20 protein-coding genes and 1 tRNA gene are annotated in these 26,938 nt (G+C 58.4%); 10 read left to right on the plus strand and 11 right to left on the minus strand.

Annotated features, from left to right (window positions below):
- Positions 1-174: 174 nt before the first annotated feature.
- A complete protein-coding gene (locus E1J53_RS07790) occupies positions 175-1,080 on the minus strand; it encodes a phosphatase PAP2 family protein (protein WP_368671737.1) in 906 nt (301 codons plus the stop codon).
- Positions 1,081-1,308: 228 nt separating this feature from the next.
- Entirely contained in the window at positions 1,309-2,562 is a 1,254-nt protein-coding gene (metK, locus tag E1J53_RS07795) for a methionine adenosyltransferase (RefSeq protein WP_134272354.1), read from the minus strand.
- A 435-nt stretch (positions 2,563-2,997) separates the two neighbouring features.
- Between metK and E1J53_RS07800 the strand changes: the two genes are divergently transcribed.
- Positions 2,998-4,047, plus strand: coding sequence for a tryptophan 2,3-dioxygenase family protein (locus E1J53_RS07800; protein WP_134272353.1), 1,050 nt, complete (start codon positions 2,998-3,000; stop codon positions 4,045-4,047).
- A gap of 55 nt (positions 4,048-4,102) precedes the next feature.
- Complete coding sequence (gene manA / locus E1J53_RS07805; protein ID WP_134272352.1) at positions 4,103-5,302, plus strand: mannose-6-phosphate isomerase, class I; 1,200 nt, start codon at positions 4,103-4,105, stop codon at positions 5,300-5,302.
- Between the two features lie 21 nt (positions 5,303-5,323).
- Here manA and E1J53_RS07810 read toward each other — a convergent pair whose 3' ends face one another.
- Positions 5,324-5,767: a hypothetical protein gene (locus tag E1J53_RS07810; RefSeq protein ID WP_134272351.1), complete on the minus strand. Its 444-nt coding sequence runs from the start codon at positions 5,765-5,767 to the stop codon at positions 5,324-5,326.
- Between the two features lie 14 nt (positions 5,768-5,781).
- Positions 5,782-7,221 carry a redoxin domain-containing protein gene (locus E1J53_RS07815; protein ID WP_134272350.1) on the minus strand — a complete coding sequence of 480 codons (1,440 nt, stop codon included), beginning with the start codon at positions 7,219-7,221 and terminating at the stop codon, positions 5,782-5,784.
- Between the two features lie 191 nt (positions 7,222-7,412).
- On the opposite strand from E1J53_RS07815, the gene E1J53_RS07820 reads away from it, so the two are divergent.
- Positions 7,413-7,889, plus strand: a complete 477-nt coding sequence (locus E1J53_RS07820) for an Hsp20/alpha crystallin family protein (protein ID WP_134272349.1) — start codon at positions 7,413-7,415, stop codon at positions 7,887-7,889.
- A 53-nt stretch (positions 7,890-7,942) separates the two neighbouring features.
- Here E1J53_RS07820 and aroB read toward each other — a convergent pair whose 3' ends face one another.
- The 3 genes from aroB to E1J53_RS07835 all read right to left on the minus strand — a co-directional run bounded on the left by aroB (position 7,943) and on the right by E1J53_RS07835 (position 10,414).
- Entirely contained in the window at positions 7,943-9,004 is a 1,062-nt protein-coding gene (gene aroB / locus E1J53_RS07825; RefSeq protein ID WP_134272348.1) for a 3-dehydroquinate synthase, read from the minus strand.
- A gap of 76 nt (positions 9,005-9,080) precedes the next feature.
- Positions 9,081-9,806: a hypothetical protein gene (locus E1J53_RS07830; protein WP_134272347.1), complete on the minus strand. Its 726-nt coding sequence runs from the start codon at positions 9,804-9,806 to the stop codon at positions 9,081-9,083.
- 29 nt (positions 9,807-9,835) lie between these two features.
- Entirely contained in the window at positions 9,836-10,414 is a 579-nt protein-coding gene (locus tag E1J53_RS07835; protein WP_134272346.1) for an AAA family ATPase, read from the minus strand.
- A gap of 276 nt (positions 10,415-10,690) precedes the next feature.
- Between E1J53_RS07835 and E1J53_RS07840 the strand changes: the two genes are divergently transcribed.
- Positions 10,691-11,404, plus strand: a complete 714-nt coding sequence (locus E1J53_RS07840) for a hypothetical protein (protein ID WP_134272345.1) — start codon at positions 10,691-10,693, stop codon at positions 11,402-11,404.
- 128 nt (positions 11,405-11,532) lie between these two features.
- Here E1J53_RS07840 and purL read toward each other — a convergent pair whose 3' ends face one another.
- Both purL and E1J53_RS07850 read right to left on the minus strand, forming a co-directional pair.
- The gene (gene purL, locus E1J53_RS07845) at positions 11,533-13,773 is read right to left on the minus strand and encodes a phosphoribosylformylglycinamidine synthase subunit PurL (RefSeq protein WP_154640159.1); all 2,241 of its coding nucleotides are present in this window, start codon (positions 13,771-13,773) and stop codon (positions 11,533-11,535) included.
- Positions 13,774-14,378: 605 nt separating this feature from the next.
- Complete coding sequence (locus tag E1J53_RS07850) at positions 14,379-14,765, minus strand: hypothetical protein (protein ID WP_134272344.1); 387 nt, start codon at positions 14,763-14,765, stop codon at positions 14,379-14,381.
- Positions 14,766-14,923: 158 nt separating this feature from the next.
- On the opposite strand from E1J53_RS07850, the gene E1J53_RS07855 reads away from it, so the two are divergent.
- Both E1J53_RS07855 and E1J53_RS07860 read left to right on the plus strand, forming a co-directional pair.
- Complete coding sequence (locus E1J53_RS07855) at positions 14,924-15,658, plus strand: hypothetical protein (RefSeq protein ID WP_216650022.1); 735 nt, start codon at positions 14,924-14,926, stop codon at positions 15,656-15,658.
- Positions 15,659-15,753: 95 nt separating this feature from the next.
- Entirely contained in the window at positions 15,754-16,101 is a 348-nt protein-coding gene (locus E1J53_RS07860; protein WP_134272343.1) for a hypothetical protein, read from the plus strand.
- A gap of 16 nt (positions 16,102-16,117) precedes the next feature.
- On the opposite strand, the gene E1J53_RS07865 is transcribed toward E1J53_RS07860, so the two are convergent.
- Positions 16,118-16,189 (minus strand) — tRNA-Arg (locus E1J53_RS07865).
- A gap of 146 nt (positions 16,190-16,335) precedes the next feature.
- Positions 16,336-16,905: a peptide-methionine (R)-S-oxide reductase MsrB gene (gene msrB / locus E1J53_RS07870; RefSeq protein ID WP_134272342.1), complete on the minus strand. Its 570-nt coding sequence runs from the start codon at positions 16,903-16,905 to the stop codon at positions 16,336-16,338.
- Between the two features lie 1,005 nt (positions 16,906-17,910).
- Here msrB and E1J53_RS07875 point away from each other — a divergent pair.
- The 4 genes from E1J53_RS07875 to E1J53_RS07890 all read left to right on the plus strand — a co-directional run bounded on the left by E1J53_RS07875 (position 17,911) and on the right by E1J53_RS07890 (position 26,930).
- Positions 17,911-19,440, plus strand: coding sequence for an aldehyde dehydrogenase family protein (locus E1J53_RS07875; protein WP_134272341.1), 1,530 nt, complete (start codon positions 17,911-17,913; stop codon positions 19,438-19,440).
- A gap of 73 nt (positions 19,441-19,513) precedes the next feature.
- Positions 19,514-20,560 carry an NAD-dependent epimerase/dehydratase family protein gene (locus E1J53_RS07880; protein WP_134272340.1) on the plus strand — a complete coding sequence of 349 codons (1,047 nt, stop codon included), beginning with the start codon at positions 19,514-19,516 and terminating at the stop codon, positions 20,558-20,560.
- A 145-nt stretch (positions 20,561-20,705) separates the two neighbouring features.
- The gene (locus E1J53_RS07885) at positions 20,706-21,998 is read left to right on the plus strand and encodes a glycosyltransferase (RefSeq protein WP_134272339.1); all 1,293 of its coding nucleotides are present in this window, start codon (positions 20,706-20,708) and stop codon (positions 21,996-21,998) included.
- A 1,191-nt stretch (positions 21,999-23,189) separates the two neighbouring features.
- Positions 23,190-26,930, plus strand: a complete 3,741-nt coding sequence (locus E1J53_RS07890) for a hypothetical protein (RefSeq protein WP_134272338.1) — start codon at positions 23,190-23,192, stop codon at positions 26,928-26,930.
- Positions 26,931-26,938: the final 8 nt, after the last annotated feature.

The following is a 26,938-nucleotide window of genomic DNA, read 5'->3' on the forward strand; positions in this document are numbered from 1 at the left end:
GATGGTAGCGCCATGAAGCCGGATGGTTAACTCACAGAAAGCGAGTAGTAAGGCCGATAAAATTTACACCTTCTTCCTGACTGTTTTGTCACTAATGGTTGTCGCCCTTTCCCTACTCTATCTCCAGCATTTCCTCGATGAGTCCGTAGCGTCAACGTTGCCTCTACCGGCCCACTAAAAACTCGCCCCCACCCCTAGCCTACCCGGCGTAATGATCGGGCGCCAGTTAAACGCTCGCAGTCGCTCGGGCCGCTGGTATTCGCTCCCCGTACGTTCGGTAAAGAACCGGTCTACGGTATTCACTACGACCACGCTGATGGCCACGCTCAGTCCCACGTCGGATAACCAGTGGGCCTCCGTCCACAGACGCGAAAGGGGCGTAATGGCGCCGACGGCGTAGATCCCGCCCTTGAGCCAGGGATTGCGGGTCTGTTTGGCCAGCGCGTGGGCCGTCACCACGGCCAGCACGGTATGTCCGGAGGGGAAAGAATGATAATCGGGGGTGCCGTTGAAGAAGTCGAAGTCACTGTTCCCGACGCCGGTACTGGGGCGGGCCCGTCCCAGTACGGTTTTGCTGACCGTCTGGATCAGACCGGCCGCCGTAGCCGAGGCAATCAGGACCATGCCGGTCCGTCGCATACGCGGATTCTCCGTCAGTAGCCCGACGGTATAGATGCCGGCCGTCAGGCCGTAGTTGTACTGCGGTTTTCCAAAGTAGAACGCAAAGCGATCAAGCAAGCGCGGCACTTTGGTTTCCTGGCGGGCAAAGTAGGGATTAACGTCCTCCTCGATCAGGAACAGGCCCACGGTTCCCAGGGCGATGCCACCGGCAGTGAGCCACTGTTTGCCCCGCCACTTCAGGGGACGCCCGTAGGTGTGGCCTACGCTCCGAAGGCCGTAGGTGAAATCCGTTTTGGTATTTTGCCAGAGTCTGCCGGTATAGGAGCGTTGGGGTTCGGTGTCCAGGGTGCTCCAGCTGGCGGCGAAGGCCTCCTGCAGGGCCGGAGGCTCCTGGGCGTGCAGTTGGGTGACGCCCAACAGGACAAGACAATACAGTAAAATGCCAGACGTAATCTTCACGGTGTGGTAGCCTTTGGGGTTCAAACTTTCTGCAATACATCGATCAAACTCTGTTTAACTCGACATAGTTCGAACCAAACCAAATTGACCGTCAGGACAGTACATCCGGAGGGAGCGGAGCGTCCGCGATTTCCTTACCTCCGGCCGTAAAAATGGGCAGCCGTGAGGCACTGGATTCCCGCCCGGGTTTTCCCGGGACACCGACGAAAAGCCTGTAGGACCGAAAGCTTAGAGTCCGAAGGCCGCCTTCACCTTCTCCACGTAATCCAGTTTCTCCCAGGTGAAGGTTTCCACCGTCATGGTTTTCGTTTCTCCGGAACCATTCGTGAAGGTGAGTTCCTTCGTTTCGGGTTGACGCCCCATGTGGCCGTAAGCCGCTGATTCCAGGTACATGGGCGAGCGCAGCTTCAGGCGTTGCTCAATGGCGTAAGGTCGCATATCGAATACCTCGGTGATCTTGGCGGCAATTTCCGCGTCGGAGAGATCCACCTTGGCCGACTGGTTGGTATTGACGTAGATGTTCGTCGGTTCGGCCACGCCGATGGCGTAACTTACCTGCACGAGGATTTCGTCGGCCACCCCCGCGGCCACCAGGTTCTTAGCGATGTGGCGCGTGGCGTAGGCCGCGCTGCGGTCCACCTTACTGGGGTCCTTACCGGAGAAGGCACCACCACCGTGGGCTCCCTTTCCGCCGTAGGTATCCACGATGATTTTACGGCCGGTCAGCCCCGTGTCTCCGTGGGGACCGCCGATGACGAACTTGCCGGTGGGGTTCACGTGGTAGGTGATGTCGTCGGTGAAGAGCTGCTGCAGCTCTTCCTTCAGCTGCGCCTTCACGCGGGGGATGACCACGTTGATCACGTCTTCCTGAATCTTGGCCAACATGGTCGCGTCTTCGGCGAAGTCGTCGTGCTGGGTAGACACCACGATGGAGTCGATCCGAACGGGACGGTGATCATCGCTGTATTCGATGGTTACCTGAGATTTGGAATCCGGACGCAGGTAGGTCATTTCTTTTCCGGCCTTACGGATGTCCGCCAGTTCTCGCAGGATGCGGTGGCTGAGGTCCAGCGCCAGCGGCATGTAGTTCTCGGTTTCGTTGGTGGCGTAGCCGAACATCATTCCCTGGTCTCCCGCGCCCTGGTCCTCGGCGGCGGAACGCTCTACGCCCTGGTTGATGTCGGGACTTTGCTCGTGGATGGCCGACAGGACACCACAGCTGTTGGCCTCGAACATGTACTCCGACTTGGTGTACCCGATCCGCTGGATGACGTCGCGGGCCAGTTGCTGCACGTCGAGGTAGGTACTGGACTTTACTTCTCCCGCCAGGACCACCTGTCCGGTGGTTACTAAGGTCTCGCAGGCCACCTTGGAGCTGGAATCAAAGGCAAGAAAATGATCTACGAGATTATCGCTGATCTGGTCGGCAACTTTGTCGGGATGGCCCTCGGAAACGGATTCGGAAGTAAAGAGGTAAGGCATAAGTTTTCTTTTGGCGGCGCTAAGATAGAACGCAGGCTCCACAACCACATAGGATGTTCCGGGGGAATACTTTTTCTGTTGGAAGGATTTGACGAAAAGCGGAGGATAGAAGAAGACAGAAGTGGGAAGAAGGAACGTTTATCGGAGGCGAGGCAAAGCGAAACGGACGCCCGAACACTATTTGCATGAGTTAAGCACGAAATTTTCATCGTCCTTACGTAACGGGAGTTAATCATGAGGGCACGCAGTGCAGGATGCCATGGTCCTCTCGTAATCAGCCATGGACAAAGTGAATTCCCGGGCGCATTTTTCGGGCCTTACCGGAAGCATTTTCTTTCGGGCGGGGAAAATCCCGGCAGATTTTGCAAAATTGCCGCCTGATTACCACCAATCTATTTTGTCAGTTCCCCTAACTGGCCCCAACCGAAATTGATCATGGAGAAAAAAACCGCCCCCGAAGGACTGGGCTACGGAGAATACCTTCACCTGGATAAGCTGCTGAACATTCAGCACATGAAAAGTGAGGAGCTGAAGGCTCCGGCCCACGACGAGATGTTGTTCATCGTCATTCACCAGGCCTATGAACTGTGGTTCAAGCAGATCATTTACGAGCTCAACAGCGTCACGGAAATCTTCAGCTCCGGCTCTATCGACGATAATTCGGGGGATATGGGGGTGGCTGTCCACCGGCTGAAGCGCATTGTAGAGATTCTCCGGTTACTCGTGGATCAGGTGACGGTTTTAGAAACGATGACCCCCATCGATTTTCTGGACTTCCGGGACATGCTCGTCCCGGCCTCCGGCTTTCAGAGTTACCAGTTCCGCTACATTGAAGCGCTACTCGGGCTCAAGATGGAAAATCGACACGCGAAGCATTACTACCGGAGTCAGCTGAAGGAAGAACAGATTGATCATCTGGAAAAACTGGAGAGCCAGGAGACCCTGCTGGACCTGGTGGAAACCTGGCTATCGCGCTTTCCTTTCTTTGACGAAGGCTACTGGAAGGACTACACCCCCATCCATCCCGGCAATACCTTCTGGGAAGACTACCAACAAGCATACGCGGATAGTTTGTCCGACCTCGAAGGTCGGACCGCCAAGATGGCGGAGTTCCAGCAGGAGTTTTTGGAGGATGCGGACCAGCCCAAGACCACCATGGTAAACAAGGCCACGCTGTTCATCATGCTGTACCGGGATTTCCCCCTCCTGCAACAGCCCTTCCTGTTGATCGACACCCTGATTGAAATTGACCAGTTGCTGGCCAGTTGGCGGCACCGCCACATGACGATGGTGAGAAGAATGATCGGCATGCGGATGGGCACCGGGGGAACTTCCGGCAAGGGCTACCTCCATGGAGCCGCCAACCAAAATTATATCTTTAACCGCTTTGCGGGCCTGGCGACCTTCCTGATTGAACGGAGAAAACAACCGAGTCTGCCAAAATACCTGAAAGCTCAGTTGAGTTATTTGAACCGGGAAAGGTAGGCCTCGGCTCGCTCCACCGAATTCATGGACCCGACTTCGCCCTAGAACTATTGTTATGTCAGACGCTAGCCACATCACCCCGATTGAGGGGGTCATTCAGGAATACGCCTGGGGAGGGAAAGCCTTTCTCGCCCAGTTGCTCCACCGGGAAAAGTCACCGGAAACGCCCTGGGCGGAATACTGGCTCGGTGCCCACCCAAAGGGTGCCGCCAAACTCCCGGGCGGCGGGAAGCTATCGGAGTACATTGCGCAAGCCCCGGTAGAAGCTCTCGGTACATCGGTAGCCCGGGCGTTTGGCAGCCGGCTCCCCTTTTTGCTGAAGGTCCTCGACGTGGACGCGATGCTCTCCATTCAGGTACATCCGACCAAAGCAGCCGCGGAGGAAGGCTTCGCCCGGGAGGAACAATCGGGTCCGGAGCGTACCGCCCCCAACCGGAATTACCGGGACGACAACCACAAACCCGAACTGGGGGTGGCGCTGACGGATTTTTACCTCCTGCACGGCTTCCGCGCCGCGGAGGCCATCCGCGAGAGCCTTGACGGTCATCCCGAGTGGCAAAGTCTCCTGCCGGTCCTGGACAGAGATGGCGTCCGGGGAGTCTACGAGTACATCATGAAGGCACCGCAGGGGGAGATCAACACCCTCCTGCAACCCACCGTGGATCGCTTGCTATCCGCGAAGCAGGACGACCTACTGCACCCCGATTACTGGGCCCGACGGGCCATTGAACAGTACAGCAGGGACGGGAATCACGACCGGGGGATGTTTTCCATTTACTGGTTCAACCTCGTCCGGCTGCAACCCGGGGAAGGCATCTTTCAGGACGCCGGCATTCCGCACGCCTACCTTCAGGGAGCCTGCGTAGAATTGATGGCCAACAGCGACAACGTCCTCCGCGGAGGACTGACCCCCAAGCACATTGACGTCCCGGAACTGCTCCGGCATACCATCTGTGACCGGGTGGTTCCGGAGATTCTGGCCCCACGGCCCACGGAAGACGGGTGGGAACACTACCCCACCCCGGCACCGGATTTTGCGCTGCTAAGGCGGTCCTTTGGCGAGGAAGTCGTTAGGGTTCCATCAACGGATAAACCCTCCATCCTTCTTCTGCTGGACGGGGAACTGGCGGACGAAGACGGGCGGACTCTACTGCATCAGGATCAACGGGCGTTCTTTGTCCCTCCGGGAAACGGTTTGCACCTGCGCGCCGTCGCCCCCGGCACCCTTTACCGGGCCACCGTTGGTGAAAGTTAATTTACCGCACCAATAGATCTGCTACTCCGGGCTCTCGTTTCGCGGCTTCCGTAATTCCCGCATGATTTCATCGATGGGGTAACGGCTGTCCGGGAAGGCCCAGGTTTTACGATCCTTGGTCTGGACCAGCAGTACCCGGCCACTGGGGCCCAGGCCACTGGTGGTGTAAGACTCCATGCGCACGTTCCCTACGGCGGGGCGCGGATAGGCCTCCCCGTTGAGCACCAGTTCCCGGGGCGTTAATTCTACTACGGGATACTTGAAGTAGGTCCAGAAAGTGCCCAGGAAGCCCATCAGGGCGAGCAAGGAGAGGAAGTACGCCAACATGGGCATCAGTACCCGGCGTCGCGGATCGGGGTGCTTGCTATTGTTTAGCCGGAAGGCCAGCCAGATCAGCAGAAAGAAGGCGGCTCCGAACAGGGCCATCATGCCGTAAAGGTCGCCCATCTGGGGCGCATATTTCATGCTCGTTTCCATGATTAACGGCCGGCGTCGTTACCGGAGTTTTTTTCCTGCATCTCCACGTAGTTCGTCAAGAAATCATCCAGCTGCTCGGCGGACAGTCGCTTGGAAATGATCTCCTTGTTCTTGTCCAGTACGAAAATGGAGGGCGTTTGTTCCACGGCGTAGTCGCGGTAGTAGCGCATGTACTTATCCGAGGTATGCAGCCAGTCGGTGACGCCCTGCTCTTCGACGTACTCCCAGCAGTTGCCGATTTCCTTTTCCTGCTTGACGCACACGGCGAAGATCTCCAGTCCGCGGTCCTTCCACTTTTCGTAGAGGGTCTTCATGTGGGGCGTCGACTTCTTGCAGGCCCCACAATCGTAGCGCCAGAAGTAGAGGATGGTGAACTCGGAAGTGAGGTCATACAGCTGCACGGGTTCTCCCTGGCGGGTGGTCGCCGTGATGTTGGGTGCTTTTTTGCCGATGAGGAGCGGACGGGTCTTATCCGCGTCCTCCTTCATCTTGGCCAGCTGCTCTTCGTCAATCCAGTAGGCGTTGCCGCTCAGGTAGTACTTGTCCACCATGTGGACGTAGACTGCATCCATGCCCACGATCTTACTGGCCGCCGCCTTATTCGCAAAGTGCGCCACGTAGTACTTGTAGAGTTCTGACTGAGGATCCATTTTCTCCAGCACAAAATCGATGGCCTTGATGACCGTATCCGGGTGCTGAATCTGCAGCTTGTCGACGTAGTAGTTGATCCGCTCGAAGAGGAAGGGGGTGCGCAGCAGGCGGTCCGTGGACAGGTCGATGTTGTCAAAGTAATGCTGCTGCAGCCAACGCCACTGCTTGACGTTTTTCTCCTCCGGGTTTTCGATCTCCGGAAAATCGGGCGGTGGCATCGGCAGGTTGGCCTTGACGATGGCCCCGATCATGGAATTAGGATGTTCCTTCACCAGCGCCATTTGTTTCGCCTTAACCTTCTCGTCGAAGGCTTCCATTTTGGCGATCAGGTCCTGCTTATCCGCTTCGGCCAGGCCTTCCTGCTGGAGTTGTTCCCGAATGGGAGTACTGAGTTTTTGCTGCTCTCCCAGAAAATCCAGATAAGCGTAAAAACTTGCGTTTTCCTTGCTGCTTTCGGCGGCCACTTTGCCCAAATTATCGGTGCTGGTACTTAGGGTGAACACCTGGTCTTCGGCGCTGGAGACCAGCATTTGAAAGTAGTTGTTATCTGGTGCCAAAACCACGAGGTAGATGCCTTCGGGCAGTGCGCTGGTGTCGCTCCTGAACACAAAAGATCCCGCTTCGTTGCGGTACACGGTGTCGACCAGGTACTGCTTGTCCATGAGGTTATTGGCCAGGAAGAGCTGGTCTTCGGTGTAGCCATCAATGTTCACGGTGATTTCGTAGGCGTCCTGGGCCAAAAGACAACAACCGGCCAGCAGGCAGCACAGGGAGAGTAGCGTCCTAATCATTAAGTTCAGTTTACGTTGCGCAAAGATAACGCGTCAGGGTCCCGAAGTATTGAAACAAATCGTTAACGGCGGGTCGCCGGTCCGGGTTATGGGTCAAAAAACCGCCAAATCACCGAACAATCACCCGTCATATCATGCTAAAGCAGTAGATACCAAAAAGAACATAAACCGCTAATAAACAATACTTAAGCATGAAAACCTTCACTTCATTTCGAGGAATCACCCCCAGTAGTTTACGCACCCGTTACGTCGACAGCATTTTCGACGATCAGCGCCGCCGTCTCTTCGGTGACCATACCATCGATGGCAGTTATGAATTGAGCATTCCCGGGGCCAACGTGACTACCCTGGACGAGAAAGATAATGGCGGTTACCTGATTGAAATCGCTGCTCCCGGATACGAAAAATCTGATTTTGACATCAGTGTGTTCGCCGACACCCTGACCATCCAGGGAGAGATTGCCAACGACCGCCGGCGCAGCAACGATAGCTTTTCCCGTCGGGAATACAACTACCAGTCCTTTAGCCGGAGCTTTACGCTGCCGGAAAGTGCTGACGAAGAAAACATCTCTGCGGACTATCGCAACGGGATCCTCGCGATTACCGTACCCACCCTTAAGCCCGTGGAAGAAACCGAAACGCCCCGCCGCATTATGGTCGGGAGCTAATGATTAACCCCACATGACCAATGGCCGCCTACTCTCCGGAGTGGCGGCTTTTTTTATGCCAGCCCGTTGTAGAACGCGACACTCTCCAGAATCAACTCCGGCTCGGCGGTGGCGTTGGGGATGCCGTGGCCGATGCGTTCCAGCAGGGTAAAATTGATCCGGCTGTCTTCGTTCTTTTTGTCCTGCTTCATCAGGCCGATCAGTTGGTCGTGAGCGGAGGTGGGTACCGGCTGATGACCGTAAACCTTCAGGAGGTACTGCGTTACCGCAGCGAGTTCCGCTTCGCTCAGGCTGGCCAACCGATGACTCAGCCAGGTTTCCATGATCATGCCCGCCGCGATCGCTTCCCCGTGCAGCAGGCGCTGCTCCGTCTCCAGCCAGTAGCTTTCGATGGCGTGACCGATGGTGTGGCCAAAGTTGAGCAACTTCCGCCGGCCGCGCTCGTGGGGGTCCTCCTCCACAATCTGCCGCTTGACGTCTACGCTGTGAGCGATGATGGGCGCCCAGTCGGTGGTGGATAAATCCTCCAACGCCACCAAGGATTCCCAGTGCGCCGCGTCGTGGATCAGCGCGTGCTTGACGATTTCCGCGTAGCCGGAGCGGACCTCCCGATCGGACAGCGTGGTCAAAAAGGCGGGATCAATCCAGACGGCTTCCGGATTGCGGAAGACGCCGATGCTATTCTTGACGTTGAAGAAATCGATACCCAGCTTTCCGCCCACGGAGGCGTCTACCTGACTGAGCAAGGTGGTGGGAATCTGCACGAAATCAATCCCCCGTTTAAAGGTGCTGGCCACGAAGCCCCCCATGTCCCCCATGACGCCGCCCCCGAGGTTGAGCACACACCAGCGGCGACCGACGCCCGCCCGGAACATTTCTTCCCAGAGGTACTGGCAGGTGCCCAGGTGTTTGTGCCGCTCGCCGGCGGCCACTTCGATGATGGCCAGCTGGGGGTGATCCAGCCAGGGCTGGAGTCGGGGCAGGCAGTGCTTACGGGTGTTTTCGTCCACCAGGACGACCCATCCCGCATAATTTTTCTTGCGCAACCACCTAAAGTGATCGGCTCCAACGGTAGCAATTTCAATGGCGTACTCCTCACCCACCGGTAGCGTCATGGTCATTCATTTGGTGGCACGAAGGTAGCATTCCCGCACCAGGATCGCCTCCGACCATTGCATTTGATTTTCCCGATTATCGGATGGCAAAGTCGACGTGGTAGTGGTCATCGTGGAGGTTATTGACCAGATCCGGCAGGGCCTGGGCAAAGTAGACGCCCCGGGCCCGCAGCCGCTTTCCTGGCTCGGTGGCGAAGAAATCGTCCTTGAGTTCGATTTTCAGGATCACCTTTTTCAGGTAGAGTCCGGCCTTGCGGGCTTCGTCGTCCAGGGCCAGCAGGTGGTGCCCCATGGCCGTAAAATCAAGGTTGGTGGAGGGCAACAGTGACGACCGTCCGGCGTCGTCGAAGCCCAGCGCGTAGTGCCAGACGCCCAGACGATCGAGCCAGTAGCTTGGCTTACCGTGACGGATTTTGGGCACCATAAAATCCACACTCAGGCCATTGCGGTGGGTACGGTGCGGCCACATCCGGCCGCCTTCGTGGCGACTGCATTCCATGACGCGCCAGTAGCGGTCCGGAAAATCTTCGGCGAGCCGGGCGTAGGCGCCGGTCACGGCGGCGTGTACCCGGGCGTCCACGTAGGCGCGGTCGAGGAGGTAGTAGCTGACGGGGCTGAAGTACTTGAAGTTGTCTCCCCGATACGGGAGGAGCCAGGCGTTGGAGAGGTGGCCGTTGGCCACGGTGCCGCTCACCGCGCTGGGACCTTCGTTATGGTGGGTAAGCTCCGGAAAGGCAAGCACCAGCAGGATCACGGACACAATTCCGAGCAGGCACCACCGTTTCTTTCCTTTCCACTTCATATGGGCTAAGGACGCCAGTGGACAAAGACTTATTGTTGCTCCCAGACGGAAAGTCCGAAGTGCCGGATGATCTCTTCCGCCACGTCTTCGGGCGACCGATGCGTATTATCGATCTTCAGGATGTTGCGCTCGGGGAACTCTCCGGGCAGGGTGTTCAGGCGATAGTTTTCGTCGTCGTAGCGCAGTACCCGTTCTGATGCTTCGAGTTTACGTTTGGAGGGTTTCTCGGCCAGGCGGTCCGGGTGCCGGTTGCGGGTCAGGCGGACGGACTGGTCGGCGAACAGTTCCACGTAGTGGACCCGGGCACCGGCGTCGGTAAAGTACTTCACGATCTTGTCCACGTAGGCTTCATCGTCGGCCATATCCACGGCCCAGACGAAGGTAAAGATGAAGCCCTTCAGGTCGCTTTTGGCCGCAATTTCGAACATCCCGAAGCGGATCAGGCGGTTGAGGGCCTTAAAGGATTCGGTGCCCAACTCGAAGTATTGCTCGGCAAAATCGCGGGAGACGTGGTTGTGAAACAACTTGTAGTCCAGGCGCTCGGCCAGCACTTTACCGACGGTCATTTTTCCGACGGCGGAGGGGCCAAAAATGAAGATAAAATCCATGCGCGAACGTTAAAGTATGGTCGGTCAGCGGCGGGTATGCATCCAAGTGACCGGGAAAATCATCTATTGTCGGCGGGGTGGGTAGCTGGAAGTTTGTCGTACTTCTACATATTTACGACGCGACTGCAAAAATGTCGTACTTCTACATATTTACGACAAATTTGGCACGGCGTGCAGGATGCCAGGTTGCCGGGTATGGCAAGGGACCTCCGAGTCGTACGGCCTACCTCCGGGTACTATCCACCTCTTCACGTTAACATCATAAAGCACAACAAAATGTCCAAAACCCTCCTCTTTTTTCTTCCCGTGCTTTTGCTTTGCAGCTGCGGGACCTACCGCAGCGTCCCCCCAACAACGGCCCAGGCCCAGGAATACCGCGCGCCCGATCCCACGCCCCTGACCAGTTCGTTGTTCACCAGCAACCAGAGCACCATCTCGGAAGAAGACATCCAGCGCATCCTCGACGGGACGGTCGAGCTCCCGGAGAAACTTCGCGTGGCCGTCCTGAATTTGGACAGTTACCGCAGCCGGAACGACTACTACTTCGGAAGCTATTTCTTCCGATCCCTGCAGGCCCAACACTTCAAGGCTTTTTCCGATCAACTCGGCACCAGCGGACGCGCCCAATCGGTCAATCTCCTCCCCCAGCTCCTCGTCCCCGCCGACCGGAACATCTTCTCCCTCCGGGAAAGCGCCGTGCGGATGCAGGCCGACGTCCTGCTGGTCTTCACGGTCGGTAGCGACCTCTATTCGGAATTCAAGCTTTTCAAACGCGATGACCTCAAGGCCTACGCTACCGCCGAGGCCCTGCTGCTGGACGTGCGCACCGGCATCATCGTTTTCGCCCAGACGGTCAGCACCGAAGCCACCGGGCAAAGGGAAGAAAGCGACACCGGCAACAACGACGTCGCTCGCCGCGTGCAGGCGGAAGCCTCCGCCATGGCCATCGAGGAATTGGCCCGGCAATTGTCGGCGTTTTTGAAGGGTTGAGGTGCCGGTCGGCGGACGAACCAGCTCGTACCTCGCGTTTCGGCCGACGACCTCGTGATTAATGTAGCGTTCATCGGAACTCGTCCGCCGGGGCGTGACGCAGGAACTGGCTCGTCGGCCGAGTGAGATTACGCGTCCAGAATCGCGCCCAACGTCAGTTCGTGGCGGACCATCCATTCGGAGAGCTCGCCCCAGTCTTCGCCGTCAATGGTCACGTCGTCGCCCTCGACCTTACCGAGTACGGTGAAGATGACGCCCTGCTCGCGCAGGTAGTCTTCCATGGCGGCGGCGCGGCTTTCGTCTACCGTGACGACCACCCGGCTCTGGGCTTCCCCGAAGAGGAAGGCATCCTTGCGGTAGTCACCGTCGGTGGTGATGGTGTAGCCGTGCCCACCCTCAATGGCGGATTCCGTGAGGCTCTGGAACAGACCGCCGTCGGACACGTCGTGGGCGGATTTGATCATCTCGCCCCGGATGAGTCCCAGGATGGCCTTATGCAGCAGTTGCTCCTCCTCTAGCTCGAAGTGCGGAGCGGGGCTCTGCTCGATGCCGTGGATTCGGCGCAGGTACTCGGAAGAAGCGATATCGTCCTGGGATTTACCCACCAGGTAGATTACGTCGCCCTGGTCCTTGAAGCCCAGGGTCATATTTTTGTTGGCGTCGTCCAGTACGCCGAGCATTCCGATGGTCGGCGTGGGGTAAACGGGTTCTACCCGGCCACCTTCGTACTGACTCTGGTTGTAGAAGCTCACGTTACCGCCGGTGACGGGCGTGCCGAAGGCCCGGCAGGCGTCGCCCATGCCCTTTATGGCGTTGACGAACTGGTAGAAGGCCTCGGGGTTGTAGGGGTTACCGAAGTTGAGGCAGTTGGTGATGGCCACCGGCTCACCACCAGAACAAACGATGTTGCGGGCCGCTTCGGAAACGGCGATCATGGCCCCCTTGTAGGGATCGGCGTAGACGTAGGCGGAGTTACAATCCGTCGTCACCGCCAGTGCTTTGTCGGAGTTTTTCACCCGCACCAGGGCGGCGTCGGATTTGTGGATTTCCGACATGCTGTTGGTCCGTACCGTACCGTCATACTGGTCGGTGATCCAGCGCTTGGACACCAGGCTGGGGGCAATGAAAAGTTGCTCGGCCGTGGCCTTCAGGTCGGCGGGAACCGCAACTTTCGTGGCGTCGAAGGCCTCCACCTGATCGAGGTACTTGGGGCGAGCGGTTTCCCGCTCGTAGACGGGGGCGCCGCCACCCAGCACGAGGGGTTCGCTGGGTACGTCGGCCACCAGTTCACCGCCGGCGTAGAATTCCAGTCGGCCGGTATCGGTGACTTCCCCGATAAGTTCACACTCAAGGTCCCACTTGTCGAAGACGGCGAGGAGGTCTTCCTCCCGTCCCTTTTCGCACACGATCAGCATCCGCTCCTGGCTTTCACTCAGGAGGATTTCCCAGGGCTTCATGTCGGCCTGGCGGGTGGGTACCTTGTCCAGGTCAATGCGCATTCCCGTGCCGGACTTGGCGCTCATTTCGCTGGTTGAGCAGGTGATGCCCGCCGCTCCCATATCCTGCATACCGACGACGGCACCGGTCTTGATGACCTCGAGGCTGGCCTCCAGCAACAGCTTTTCCTGGAAGGGATCGCCCACCTGTACGGCGGGCAGGTCCTCGGCGCTGTCTTCGGTCAGGTCGGCGGAAGCGAAGGTGGCACCGTGGATGCCGTCCTTGCCCGTCGCGGAGCCCACGATGAATACCGGGTTCCCGGGGCCGTCGGCCGAAGCGCTGATGGTCTCCCCGTGCTTTACGATACCCACGGACATGGCGTTGACCAGAATATTCTGATTGTAGCTGGGGTGGAAGTACACCTCACCGCCCACCGTGGGAACGCCGAAGCAGTTACCGTAATCGCCGATCCCCTTCACGACGCCGGCCACCAGGTGCTTGGTGTGCGGCAGCTCGGGATCGCCGAAGCGCAGGCTGTTCAGGGCCGCAATGGGACGGGCACCCATGGTGAAGATATCCCGGTGGATACCCCCCACCCCGGTAGCCGCTCCCTGGTAGGGTTCGATGGCCGAGGGGTGGTTGTGGCTTTCGATCTTGAAGGCGCAGGCCAGCCCGCCGCCGATGTCCACCAATCCGGCGTTTTCTTCGCCGGCGCCTACCAGCAGCCGCTCCCCGTCGCGGGGCAGCGTCTTGAGCCACATGATGGAGTTCTTGTAGGAGCAGTGCTCGGACCACATGACCGAAAAGATACTCAGTTCATTGAAGTTGGGCGTACGGCCCATGATCTCCACAATCTTATCAAATTCCTCGGCGGTCAGACCGAGATTTTTTGCTACTTCTACGTCGACTTTCACGTCTTGGGCTGCCGCCATGGTGGATGCTTTTTTCGGTAAGCGGCAAAGATACACCTACTTCAAGGATTGAAGGATTGAATGGGGGAAGGATTGAAAGAAAAAGCTTGCTGGTTGCTAGCTGCTGGTCAATGCCATCGGGACCGTGCAGCGTTCATCGGAACTCGTCCGCCGAGGCGTGACGCAGGAACTGGCTCGTCGGCCGAGTGGAGTTAAGGATAAGGCTATGCTAAAGGTGACGTCAAATGCTACGGCCAGTCGGGCGCAGGTGATTCCACCGGTCGGCGGACGAACCAGCTCGTCCCTCGCGTTTCGGCCGACGACCTCGTGATTTATACAACGTTCATCGGAACTCGTCTGCCGTTGGGATGACGCTGGAACTTACGCGTCGGCCTGGAAGGCCGTTCCTTACCGTGGAGCGAGGTCTGCAGACCGTTCGTAGAACGGGCCAGGGCCTCGCGACATATCACTGGGTGGCCACCAAACAACCAGAAACTAGCAACCACCAACTGATTCCCCGCCGCAAATACACAACGGAGGTAACTAAAATTGCCCGCTAAGCAGAAAAAACTTAGGTACCGGTCGTCGGACTACCCCCCTCGTACCTCGCGTTTCGGCCGACGACCTTACAGGTCTCGCACCGAATTGCGATCCGTGATCACGTCACGGAGTTCGCGGAGGAATTCCACCTGATTGGGGGAAAGGCGCTCCTTGAGGGCTTCTTTGACGGTGAGGAAAGCTCCGCTTTCCATTTCGACCAGTCGGCCGGCCAGTTCGCCGGCGTCTTCGAAGAGCATCTGCTTGAGGGAGGGGATTTCGTGCCAGTCGCCCTCTACGGCAACGGCTTCTTCCTGGTCCGCAGTGGGTTCCAGCTCGATCAGCTCGGAGGGATTGTTGGCCTGCAGGTCACCGCCGGGGAGGCCCCATTCGTCGGACTGACGGGTGAGGAAGACTTCCAGTCCGCGCTCGCGGAAGCGGTAAATGATGAGGCTGACTTTTTTGCGAAGGCCCATATCGTAAGTGGGTATTATTGGCCGGGGTTGTATCCGGTTGGGTAGTTGAAACCCGAAAACCACAAAATCGTTCAGCAAAGATAGGATGATTCTCGCGGGTCAACGGTATTCTTACCGTACGAAGCGGCGTATCTTACGGCCCCCAAACCATTGTTAGCATGCGTATCTCCCTCCTTTTCCTGGTCATTATCAGTCTGTTCGCCGGTGGCGAACTCCAGAGTCAATCCTCCACCAAAGAACTGCTGGGGGCCTGGGAATCGACCTTTGTCGACGGTCAGGGACGGCGCTCCAAGCTCAGCATGATCATCGCCGATGGCTTCATGGCCATGACGGCCTACAACCCAGACGACGGCGATTTCATCGCCACCCTCGGCGGGAAGTGGCGGGCCGACTGGGAAAATTTCTCCATCACCTACGAGTTCGACACCTCGGACAGTACCCAGGTCGGGGGCGTCTCCACCATGCCCTACTCCCTGACGGGCAACACCCTCATCTTCAACAACGATAAGTTCTGGACCCGCGTTGACGACGGCACGCCCGGCGCCCTGGCGGGCGCCTGGGAAATCATCGGCCGCAAGCGCAACGGCGAGATGCAGGACCTAACGGCCCGCCGGACCGGTCCGCGCAAAACCATGAAGATTCTCTCGGGCACCCGCTTCCAGTGGATCGCCTTCAACACCGCAACCAAGCAGTTCAGCGGCACCGGCGGTGGCAGCTACACCACCAACGAGAACGGCCTCTACATTGAGAAGATTGAATTCTTCAGCCGCGACAACAGCCGCGTCGGCCAGCAGCTCAGCTTCGACTACAAACTCGTCTACGGCGAGTGGGTCCACAAGGGACTGAGCAGTAAGGGACGACCGATTCATGAGGTGTGGGGGAAGCGGGAGTAGGTTACCTCCGGGTCATCATTAGAAGGTTATAAAACCACTAATTTTCGGGAAGCCCGTGAATACATCAAATCGCCGGGGAAGCTAATTTCTGTGCCATGACGCTCGACGCCAAATCCACCCTCAAACTCTCCGCTACCGACGCCCAGGCGTTGAAGAACTACCTGGTCCACCTCCTGACCATCCCGCGGGAGAGCGCCTACTATCAAATCGTACAGTTGCTCCTGGGCCGCATCATCCAAAAGATCCACAAGAAGGACCTGAGCGATCACGTGCTGAAGATCAAACTCAACGCGGAGGAATCCCTGGCCCTACAAATTGCCATCGCCACCAACGACTGGCCCGGGGATGACCTGGATACGGTCCTTTTCGGAGTGCAGGCGGCCTTGCCGCCACTGGTGGCCGAGCGCTTGGTGGTGCCGCCGAGGATTGAGTGGGAGGGGTGAGGTGTAGTGATGATTGTGCCCCCAGCAAGACTCGAACTTGCATCTTCGGTTTAGGAAACCAACGTTCTATCCCTTGAACTATGGGGGCGGGGCTGGGCCGGGTGTTTGGACTGTTGGTCTGATGGACTGTTAGAAGTGAGGAAAAATGCTTTCCTCTAAAAGACCAACGTACCAACAGATTAACCGACCAACAACCCAGCCAACGAGCCGGGCCGCAAATATAGTTGCGGCCGTTTATTTATCCTGAGCTTCGGGGAAGTCTTCCATGGGGACGAAATCCAGCGAAGCGCCGTTGATGCAGTAGCGGAGGCCCGTGGGCTCCGGACCGTCGGGAAACACGTGGCCTTGGTGACCGTCGCAGCGGGCACAGGAGACCTCTACCCTACGCATCCCGTAGCGGGTGTCGACGTCCTCCTTGATGTAGTTCGGGTGGATGGGCTCGTAGAAGCTCGGCCAACCAGTACCGGAATTAAATTTGGTGGCGGAGGCAAACAGCGGCAGGCCACAGCCGCCGCAGGTGAAGATCCCGGCCCGCTTCTCCTTGTTCAGCGGACTGGTGAATGAACGCTCCGTCCCGTCCTCCCGCAGGATGTTGAACTCCTGAGCGGTGAGGATACTGCGCCAGTATTCGGTCGTCGTGTCGAAGGGCTCGAACTCCCCCTCCACCGCCGGTGGATCGTATTTGTAGTTGGGCCGCTGGTCCTCGACCGTAGCGGCATTCTCCCCCTTGGTGGGTTTGATCGAATTCTGGGAATTGCAGGCGGCGCAGCACAGCAGCATCACCATCAGACTAAGTAATCGCATCTTGAGCTTATTTGCCGGTGTAACAAGGAAGTCCCGCCGGGGGTTCTAGCCCCGCCCCGCCCAATGGGCCGGGACGTCGCAATTGCGACGCTTTGGGGGGCACCTACCCCTAAGCCGAGACCTACGAACAGCCAGGCCTACGGCCAAGTACAAACGGCTCGGCGGACCGGCTATACTACCTTACCAGAGCGCTCCTCGGAGCCGTCGAGTGCAACGAGCTGCTCCTAGGTGTCGCGAACGACCGTGCCTTCGTAAAACAGACTTCCATCCACTCTCCATACCCTGGACGGAACAGTGCCTGGCGCCGCCATCGGTAAGCCAGGGCTGGTCCGAACAGTGGATTCCCTACCCCATCCTGACCGACCTAAAAGAATCCTCACAGTGTTCGGACGACCTTTCCCTCGGCTGCGCCTTCGTAAAATAGACTTCCGACCACTCTCCTAACCCTGGAAGGAACAGTACCTGGCGCCGCCATCGGCAAGCCGGGGCTGGTCCGAACAGTGGATTCCCTACCCCATCCTGACCGACGAGAAAAAATTCCCACAGTGTTCGGACGACCTTTCCCTCGGCTGCGCCTGCGTAAAATAGACTTCCGACCACCCTCCTAACCCTGGAAGGAACAGTACCTGGCGCCGCCATCGGCAAGCCAGGGCTGGTCCGAACAGTGGATTCCCTATCCCATCCTGACCGACAAGAAAGAATTCCGACAGTGTTCGGACGTCGTTTCCCTAGGCTACGCCGGCATAAAACAGACTTCCGACCACCCTCCCGTCCTAATAAAAGGACTCAATAGGATTTCCGATTTAGCGAGGCTACCAGCCGGATAGATTTGACTCCTCGGACTGGAAGTCCTCGACCGGAAGTCCTCGACCGTTTACCCGCGACTTCCACCTTCAATCCTTCATTCCTTCATTCCCTCGATCATTCAACTCCTTCATTCCCCCAATCCTTCTTCCATTCCCTCCCCGATTCCGTATCTTCGCCCGCCCAAACCAAAGCAAGATCATGAACAAGGATTTTCTATCTAAACTTGGCCTGGCCGAAGACAACGACGGCACCAGCACCGGAAGTCAGGGACACCACAACCCGAACGACCACATTGAAAGCTATTCTCCCGTCGATGGCGCCCTGATCGGACGGGTATCCACCACCACCCGCGAGCAGTATGACCAGGTCATCGAAACGGCCCAGGAGGCCTTTAAAACCTGGCGTTTGATGCCCGCTCCCCAGCGGGGCGAGATCGTGCGGCAGTACGGTGAGGCGCTGCGCAAGCACAAGGACGCGCTCGGCCGACTGGTCAGCTACGAAATGGGTAAGAGCCTCCAGGAAGGCTGGGGGGAAGTCCAGGAAATGATCGACATCTGCGACTTTGCCGTGGGCCTGAGCCGTCAGCTCTACGGACTGACGATGCACTCCGAACGCCCCAACCACCGCATGTACGAGCAGTGGCACCCCCTGGGGATCGTCGGCATCATTTCGGCCTTCAACTTTCCCGTGGCCGTCTGGAGCTGGAACAGCATGATCGCCCTCGTCTGTGGTGACGTAACGGTTTGGAAGCCCAGCGAAAAGGCCCCCATGTGTGGCGTGGCCTGCCAGAACATCTGGGCCGAAGTTGCCGCCGCCAATGACCTCCCCGAAGGCATCAGCAGCCTGATCAACGGCGACTACACGGTAGGTGAATTCATGACCACCGACACCCGCGTCCCCCTGATCTCCGCCACCGGATCCACCCGGATGGGTAAGATTGTGGCCCAAACGGTGGGTGCCCGCCTGGGTAAATCCCTGCTCGAACTGGGTGGCAACAACGCCATCATCATCACCCCCAGCGCGGACATGGACGTGGTCCTGACCGGCGCCCTCTTCGGAGCCGTTGGCACCTGCGGTCAGCGCTGCACCAGTACGCGCCGCCTGATCATCCACGAAAGTCGGTACGATGAAGTCCGCGACAAACTGGCCACGGCCTACGGACAACTCCGTATCGGTGACCCCCTCGACCAGAACAACCACGTTGGTCCGCTGATTGACCAGGGTGCCGTGCAGATGTACCTCGACGCCATCGAGGGTATTAAAAAGGAAGGCGGGAAGACCGTCGTCGACGGCGGCGTCCTCGAAGGCCCCGGCTACGAAAGCGGTTGCTACGTCAAGCCCGCCGTATTCGAGGTGGAACCCGGCAGCAAAATGGCCCAGCACGAGACCTTCGCGCCCATTCTGTACCTGATGAAGTACAGCGACCTGGAGGAGGCCATCGAGATTCAGAACTCCGTACCCCAGGGACTGAGCTCCGCCATCATGACCTCCAATATGCGGGAGAGCGAGCGCTTCCTCAGCGCGGCCGGTTCCGACTGCGGGATCGCCAACGTCAACATCGGCACCTCGGGTGCCGAGATCGGGGGTGCCTTCGGTGGCGAGAAGGAAACCGGTGGTGGCCGTGAGTCCGGCTCCGACAGCTGGAAGGCCTACATGCGTCGCCAGACCAACACCATCAACTACTCCACCGAACTGCCCCTGGCCCAGGGCATCAAATTCGAACTTTAATCTATCGGCGGTCGGAGGGCACACAATCCTCCGACCGCCCCTTATCGTTATCCCCCCGAACTAACTGCATTCCATGAAATATCACCTCGTATCCGGCGGCTGCGGCTTCGTTGGCCGCAATATGGTCAAGCGGCTCTACAATACCACGGAAGACACCATCATCTTCATTGATAACCTCTCCGTGGGCACCCACCCCAGCACCTGGCTCGACGCCCCCTGGCGGAAGAAGGAAGGGGTCATGGAAGTGTACGGCGAAGACGAGCGGCTGATCTTCCTGCACCAGGATTTCCGCCACTTCCTGCGCAACGTCATCGACGTGCCCAATTTTGTGCGGGATAACTACGCCCCGGACTTCGAGCGCTTCAGCGACGTATTCCACTTCGCCGCCATTGTCGGCGGCCGGGCCACCATCGAAGGTGACCCCATGAAGGTGGCGCTGGACCTGAGCATCGACGCGGAGTTCTTCTACTGGGTCACCCGCCAGAAGCCCGACCGGGTCCTCTACCCCTCCAGCTCGGCAGCCTACCCCATCGACCTCCAGACCGAAGGCGACGCCATCGCCCTGGCCGAGACCGACATCAATTTCAAGAAAATGGGTGAGCCGGACATGACCTATGGCTGGTCCAAACTCACCGGAGAATACCTGGCCAAGATCGCCGCGGAGCACTACGACCTGAGCGTGACCTGCATCCGCCCCTTCAGCGGCTACGGCGAAGACCAGGACCTCACCTACCCCATCCCCGCCATCGCCGCACGGATCGCCCGCCGGGAAGATCCCGTCGAGGTCTGGGGTACCGGCCGGCAGGGACGCGACTTCGTCCACATCGACGACGTCATCGACTGCATCCTCTACGCCATGGACCGCGTCAAGGACGGATCGGCCATCAACATCGGCCGCGGAGAACTGCTCTCCTTCATCGAGATCATCGAAACCCTCTGCGACATCGAAGGCTACAACCCCCAGATCAAGCAGCTTCTCGACAAGCCCGTCGGCGTCTTCAGCCGTTACTCCAACATGGACTACGTCAACAACGAACTCGGCTGGACGGCCAGCATCAGCGTGCGCGAAGGCATGGGACGGGTACTGGCGGCACAGAAAAAAGCGCAGGGGATTGGGTAGTTGCTGGAGGCTCGTTGCTAGTTAACTGGTTGCTGGTTAACTGGTTGCTGGTCGCTATTTCTGCCGCCCCTACCTCCTACTTTCTATCCGCTCCTTCCCGCTACTTCCTACCCCCTAAATCCTTGATCCTTAATCCTCACTCCTAATGACCAAGATTGTCTGCTTCGGCCCCGGTCCGATGTTCAAAGGCGGGATTTCCAACTACAACACTTCGCTGGCCAAGGCCTTTGACCGGCGGGGGGACTGCGAGGTGCACATTGTGTCGTGGACGCAGCAGTATCCGGCCATCATCCCGCGGGAGTTCGTGGACAAGAAGAGCAAGGTTGACCTATTAGAGGGGACCAATATTCAAGTCCATTATCTGACGAATTACAATAATCCGCTGAGCTGGACGGCGACGGCCAATAAGATCATTGAGCTGGAGGCCGATATCGTTATTTTCCAGTGGGCCATCGCCATTCAGGGGCTGCCGCTGGGGCGCATTGCCCGAAAATTGGTCAAGCACGGCGGCATGGAGGTCATCTTTGACCTGCACTTCGTCATTCAGAAGGAGAGCAGCTCACTGGACAAGCGGTTCACCCACTACGGCATCGCGCCGGCCAGCAGCTACGTGGCCCACGCCTACAAGACCGTGGACGAGCTACGCGAGCTGTTCCCGCAGCGTGAATTTTTGGTATCGGAGGACGGTAATTGGGGCGAGGCCGCAGGTGCCGAGGCAATGCCGGGGCGCAAGGTCATCAAGTTGTACCACCCGATCTACGATCTTTTCGCTCCCCAGGCGGACTTCGACGTAGCGGCCTTCAAGGCCGAGCACGGACTGCGGGAAAACGTCTTCCTATTCTTTGGCTTCATCCGCAAGTACAAGGGGCTTCATAACGTCATCAAGGCCTTCGCCAAACTCGCCGAACGGCGGGAGGACGTCTCCCTGATCATCTGCGGGGAAAGCTTCTGGGATACCCTGAAGGCCGACAAGCTCAGCACCAAGATCAAGAACGCCACCTTCGGGCTGGCCAAAAAGATCTTCCTCAAGAAGAGCGACGACGAACGCAACTACCGTCCCCTGGAGCTGGTCGACCAACTTGGCATCCGGGACCGGACAATGATCAAGAACGAGTTCGTCGCCAACGAGGAAGTGCACCAATACTTCCAGGCGAGTGATGCGGTGGTGCTGTTCTACAGCTACGCCACGCCATCGGGCGTGGAGTCCATCAGCTACAACTTCCGCCTGCCCGCCGTGGCCACCAAAGTCGGCCACTTTCCGGAGACCATCCAGGAGGGCTACAACGGCTACCTCGCCGAACCCGACGACATCGAAGACATGGCCCGGCAGATGGAAAAAATGATCACCGACCCCATCCCCCGCGACAACGTGGCCGAAACCACCAAATCCATGAGTTGGGACAACTACGCCCAGGCCATCCTTAACGGGGCGCGGTAACGTTCGCCATATAACATCAGCGTTCATCGGATGCCTCCCGAGCAACGCGACGGTTCATCCGATGGATCGCGGGACGGTGTAAGCACTGTATCGCCTACCGAAAAGTGCAAGCAGGAACTCGATTCCTAGGGAATGTTGGTGATTGTTAAAAGCGGTTACTAGGCCGCAAGGCATGCCTTGCGGCTACTTTATGGCGGATAAAAGACAACCACCGGTCGGCGGACGAACCAGCTCGTACCTCGCGTTTCGGCCGGCGACCTTTTCCCAAGACCTCTCCCCTCCTTCGGCCTGGAAGGCCGTTCCTTCCTGCGGAGCGGGGTCTGCCGTCCGTTCGCAGAACGGCAAGGGCCTCGCGACCAACCGATAGATATCCACCGGTCGGCGGACGAACCAGCTCGTGCCTCTGTCTCGGCCGGCGACCTTTTCCCAGGACCTCTCCCCTACCTCGGCCTGGAAAGCCGTTCCTCCTGCGGAGCGGGGTCTGCCGTCCGTTCGCAGAACGGCCAGAACCTCGCGACCAACCGGATTAAGCCACCGGTCGGCGGACGAACCAGCTCGTACCTCGCGTTTCGGCCGACGACCTTTTCCCACGACCTCTCCCCTCCTTCGGCCTGGAAGGCCGTTCCTTCCTGCGGAGCGGGGTCTGCCGTCCGTTCGCAGAACGGCCAGAACCTCGCGACCAACCGAATTAAGCCACCGGTCGGCGGACGAACCAGCTCGTGCCTCTGTCTCGGCCGGCGACCTTTTCCCAGGACCTCTCCCCTACCTCGGCCTGGAAGGCCGTTCCTTCCTGCGGAGCGGGGTCTGCCGTCCGTTCGCAGAACGACAAGGGCCTCGCGACCAACCGATAGATATCCACCGGTCGGCGGACGAACCAGCTCGTGCCTCGCGTTTCGGCCGACGACCTCTTCCCACGAACTCTACCCTCCTTCGGCCTGGAAGGCCGTTCCTTCCTGCGGAGCGGGGTCTGCCGTCCGTTCGCAGAACGGCCAGGGCCTCGCGACCCAGCGCTGAACATCATGGCACCTCCACCGGCCATACGCGGCACCTGCGCACCGTCGCCCAAAGCACCAGCAACACGAAAGTAATCACGGTTTCCGGACAAAAAGCCCCGAGATAGCTGGCCGCCCAACGAACTAGGTAGACCCTGGTGGGGTTTATCCATCAACGCTCACATTTCCCGCTACCGCGATGCAATACACCACCTCCTGCCGCTTATTCGGCCTACTGGTCATCGGATTACTGTTTACGCAGTGCGCCGATTTCCGCCCCCATGAACTGCCCATTGAGGGCCTGACCAGCGAAGCGCCCCCCACCGGAAAGTTGGAATATTCCACCTTTATGGTCGGAGACCTGGGCTACGATTACGATCGTGGCCTGACCACCCTGGAGGCCATGGTCAAGGCCATGCCCGAGGGCAAAAAGAAAAGCTCCCTACTCCTACTCGGTGACATCACCGGTCCCGACGGACTCCGCAAAAAGGGCGGCGCCGAACGGGTACACCTGGAGGCCATCGGTAAGCGGCTGAGTCGGGTACCGGGGAAGGTCTACTATACCCCCGGTGAAAATGAGCTGGGCCGCGCCGGAAATTTTTCCCGCCTTAAGCGGCTGGAAGAATTTTTTGAAGAAGAGATCGACAAGAAGGTCGAGTTCATGCCCAACCGCGCCTGTTCCGGACCCGACGACGAAGAGATTTTTGACCGCGTCGGCCTCATTGGCGTCAGCACCGCCTGGTACCTTGCCGACTGGAGCCAGGACGAGGAAGTGAGTGAGGGCTGTGATTACCGCGACCGTCGGTCCATGCTCTTTGCGGTGGCCGACGAGATCAAGGGCTACCGGGATCAGGTGAAGATCGTGATGATGCACCACCCGCTGCAGAGCAGCGGCAATCGCGGCGGACAGTTCAGCTTCGCCCAGCACATTTTCCCGCTGGCCGACGTCATTCCCGGAGCCTACGTTCCCCTGCCGGTGGTGGGTTCCATCGTGCGTGGGGTGCAGTCCTCCGGGGGCGGAAGCCAGGACGTGAACAGCCTCCTTTACCAGGAATTTGTGAACCGGGTAAAAATGGGGATTGATGATGAGGCCAACGTAATCTTCGTGAGTGCCCACGAGCAGAATATGATGGTCGCCCACGAAAAGAATTATATCCAGGTGGTGGCGGGCTCGGGAAGCGTACGCGGGCCGGCCAAGGGTGGAAACGACGCGAACTTTACCTACGGAGCCATTGGTTTCAGCCGCCTCGACTTCTACGACGACGGAACGGTGTACATCGGCTTTTATTCCGTTGACAAAAACGGAGACACCAGGACCGTTTTCTACCGGAGAATCATCGAGGACCGTTTCGAGCCCCAGGACGAAGGTATTGAGGAGGCCCCCTCCGAACCGATTGACGGTCAGGTAGTCAAGGCCAGCATCTACGGCACCGAAGTGCAGGACAAGAGTAGTCTGTACAAGGGAACCTTCGGTAAGCACTACCGTCCGCTCTACTACACGCCGGTGGAGGTTCCGGTACTGAAAATCGACACCATCAACGGCGGGCTGAACCCCTATCGTCGGGGCGGCGGCATGACCACCATGAGCCTGCATACCGAGGGCGGAGATGGCCGCCTTTACCAATTGCGGTCGGTTCGGAAGAACCCGGCACAACTGTTGCCCAGCATCCTGGAGCGCTCCTTTGCCGCCGACCTGGCCAAGGACCAGTTTACCGCCATTCATCCCTACGCGCCACTGGCGCTCCCGCCGATGCAGCAAAAACTCGGCCTGTTTGGGGCTGACCCGCTCCTGTACTACATCCCCAAGCAGAACGCCCTGGGGCAGTACAACACCAACTTTGGGGGAGAAATGTACTGGCTCGAGCAGCGGCCCGACGAAGACTGGAGTGGTACGCGCTTCTTTGGGGGGAGCAAGGACATCATCAGCAATTCCGCCATGCGGGAGGAACTCACCAAGAGTTGGAAGACCTACGCGGATCAGAACAACTACGCCCGGGCGCGACTGTTTGACCTCTGGATCGGCGACTGGGACCGGCACCGCGATCAGTGGCGCTGGGCCGCCTTTGAGGAAGAAGACGGTCGGACGCGCTACGTTGCCGTGGCCCGGGACCGTGATCAGGTCTTCAGTGACTTTGACGGTGCCCTGATCGGACTGGCACGCGTATTCGTGCCTGAGGCCCGGAAATTGCGTCCCTTTGACGAGCGCATGGACAAGGCCCGTTGGCGGGCCATGAACGGAAAGTGGAACGACCGACTTTTCCTCAACCGCATCACCCGCGAAGAAATGCTGGCCGAAGCCCGGTTCATCCAGGGAACGCTGACCGAAGACCTGATTGACCAATCCCTCAACCTCATGCCCCCGGAAGTCCGCGAGTACAGTCTGCGGGAAGAGCGCATTGGCGATAAACTGAAGGTCCGGTTAACGCAGTTGGAAGACTTTGCGGAGGAATACTACGAATTTCTGGCCCGGGAAGTGACCGTTTTGGGCACCGACAAGGACGACGTCATCATGTTGGAGGGCAAGGAGGACGGCACCCTGTCCGTACGGCTCTACGATGCCGACAAGGAAGGCGAAGCCGACGAGTTGTTTTACGACCGGACCTTCCGGAAGCGGGAAACCAGGGAAGTTAGAATCTATGGCCTTGACGGAGACGACCGCTTTGTGGTGAAGGGGGAGCAGGTTCCGATAAAAATCCGCTTAATCGGCGGTACGGACGGCGACAAGATTGAATCAATGGGCAAACTCCGGGTACTCGCGCACGATGAGAAGGAGGGTATGGAGATTGAGGGGGCAAAGTCCCGGGTCGCCGACCGCCGCTCCGACAATCACCCGGAGCTCAACCAGTATGATTTCGAGGAGTTCTACCCCAATTACACGACGCCCATCCCCTCCCTGGGCTTCAACGTAGACGACGGTTTCTTCATTGGCGCCGGATTTACCCGCACCATTTCCGGGTTCAAGCCTGATCCCTACGCCCAGCGTCATACCTTCCTGGCAAGTTACTCCACCAACGAGTTTTACAAGCTCCAGTACGATGGTGAATTCAACAATGCCTTTGGCCGTTATAGTGACCTGACGGCGGAAACGTATTACTACAGCCCCGGATACGTGGCCAACTTCTTCGGCATCGGTAACGATGCGCCGGGGCAGCCCGAAGAAGGTGATGAGTTAGGCCTGGCCGACGATCAGATTCTGGAATATAACCGTGCCCGGCGGGAAGAATTCTACGTCAACCCCATGCTGAGATTCCGCGGAAAGCGCAACCGCTTTGCCTTCTCGGTGGGTCCGTTTTACCACTCCCTGGAACTGGACGACGACACCCCGGATTTCGCCCTTATCCTCAACACCGACGGCATTCCCGACCGGGTTTTTGACGAGCAGCGGTTCGGGGGTTTTGCCGCCCACCTGAGTTCCAACAACCTGGCCAATCCGCTCATTGCGGATCAGGGCTTGAGCTACGATTTCTACGCGCGGCAAACCTGGAACTTGCAGAACGAAGATTTGTCGACCTTCAAGTATGGCGGACAAGTTTCGATCTACCGGATGCTGACCAAGGCGATCAATCTGGCTACCCGGATTGGCTTTGAGCACAATACCGGCACGCCGGAGTTTTATCAGCTCACTTCCATGGGAGGGCGGACCAACTACCGCGCCGCCCGTTCGGAGCGCTACCGGGGTAACACCATGTTCTTCCAGAATATTGACCTGCGCTTTATGGGCTTCCAGTTCGGCAAGAATGAAGCGCCCACCGTGGCCGGCTTCATCCTGGGGATGGATTACGGGCGCGTCTGGCTCGACGGGGAAGACAGTGACACCTGGCATATCGGCTACGGTGGTGGCTTATGGATGGCCCCGCTGGGCGCTACGATCATTCACCTGACCTACTTTACGGACAACGACGACGCTCGGATTTCTTTCGGTGCCGGGTTCCCCTTTTAGGCCAATTA

This window comes from Lewinella sp. W8 (assembly GCF_004375085.3).
Classification (GTDB): domain Bacteria; phylum Bacteroidota; class Bacteroidia; order Chitinophagales; family Saprospiraceae; genus Neolewinella.